Here is a 1,566-nt window from a genome sequence, read left to right on the forward strand (position 1 = left end):
GTGCAGCGCGAAGCCCAGCGTGTGCGCCTTGTGCAGCGCCGTCTCCAGCACGCGCGCGACGATCTGCGTCGTGCCGGCCGGGCTGGTGGTCGGCGTCAGGATGATCGTCAGCCCCTCGGGCTGCAGCGCGCAGTCGTGCAGCAGCTTGTCGATGATCACCGGCGGCGGCGGCCGGTCGACCTCCATCACCAGCACGCCGCAGTCGGCGCGGTCGCGGTAGCCGAGTTCCTGGTACAGGGCTTCCTTGCCGGCCAGTGCGCGCGCCGGGCCCGAGCCGAGCGAGAAGAACTTCTTGCCGCCGGTTTCCTCCTTGGTGGCCGCGAGGCTCCAGCCGGCGTACTGGCTGCCCAGGCAGGCCAGCACCGGCTGCGAGCTGCGCACCTCGATCCAGCTCGGCCAGCCGTGCTGCGCGCCGGCGCGCAGGCCGACCTGGCCCAGCCCGCCCATGCAGATCTCGCCGATCAGCAGGCCGGCGGCGACGCTGCCGCGCGCCTCGATGCCGGCGTCGACGATGCACACGCCACGGTCGTCGCGGCGCACCGTGACCTGCAGGGCGTCGGCATCGGCGAGCAGGCGCTCGACCAGCGGGCGCGCCCGCGCGTTGACGCTCAGGAGGGTGTCGTTCATGGCGCTGTCTCCGGTGTGTCCAGGGTGTCCAGCAAGGCCTCGCGGGCGCGGTGCAGGCTGTCCCTCACCGCCTCGGGATCGCCGCCGCTCGCGCTCAGGCTGCACAGCGGGTCGCCGGCCGCGATGCGGGTGCCGGTGCAGGGCAGGTCGTGTGCGCCGGGCCAGGCGGCGAGCCGCTGCGCGAGCGTCTCGTCGACCTGCTCGTCGTGGCGCGCGAACACGATCTCGGTGCCGTTGACGGGGTCCCGGCCGGTGCGCGGTGCCGGCAGCATGCCGTGCAGGCAGGCCTGCACATGGGCCGCCATCACGCCGTCGCCGTACAAGGCCATGCTGGCCGGCGGGCGCGGGTTGACCTCGAGCACGGCGATCTCGTCGCCGTCGCGCATGAAGTCGAGGCTGCACAGGCCGCGCAGTTCGAAGCCGGCGGTCAGCGCGTCGACGGCGACGCGTGCCTGCGCTGCGGCGCGGCCTTCGAGCGGCACCGGCCCGACCACGCCGCAGAACACGAACGGCCGCGTGCCGAAGCGGCGCACCGTGATCTCGTTGAAGCCAAGCAGCGCCGCGCGGCGGCCGTTGCCGATGAAGGTGGCCGACATCGGCACGCCCGGCGCCTCCTGCTGCAGGTAGTGCTGCGCCGGCATTTCGGCCACCCGCTGCGGCGTGGCGCGGCTCACCTGCCAGCCGCCGCTGCCCAGCGCGTCCTTGGTCAGCCAGTGCGAGCCGTCATCCGGCAGCGTGCGCGACAAGGCGCCCAGCCGCACCGGCGGGTGGTGGATGCCATGCGACGCGAGGAAGCCGAAGAAGAGCGCCGGGTCGCGCACGCGGCACACCGCCGACACCGGCGTGCCGACCAGCGGCAGCAGCTGCGCCGCTTCGGCCAGCAGCCGCGGCCGGCCCTCGAAGCCGCTGCCGGCGACCCAGCCGCGCACGTCGCCGCGC

At 74.4% G+C, this 1,566-nt stretch carries 2 protein-coding genes; both read right to left on the reverse strand.

From position 1 onward, the window contains the following. Positions 1-627: methenyltetrahydromethanopterin cyclohydrolase (locus AC1D01_RS34055; RefSeq protein WP_477873880.1), on the reverse strand; the 627-nt coding region annotated here is incomplete at its 3' end. Beyond that, the coding region (locus AC1D01_RS34060; protein ID WP_477873881.1) for an ATP-grasp domain-containing protein at positions 624-1,566 on the reverse strand (943 nt) is incomplete at its 5' end. The genes AC1D01_RS34055 and AC1D01_RS34060, both read right to left, overlap by 4 nt.

The organism is Rhizobacter sp. P3_B12 (assembly GCF_056402895.1).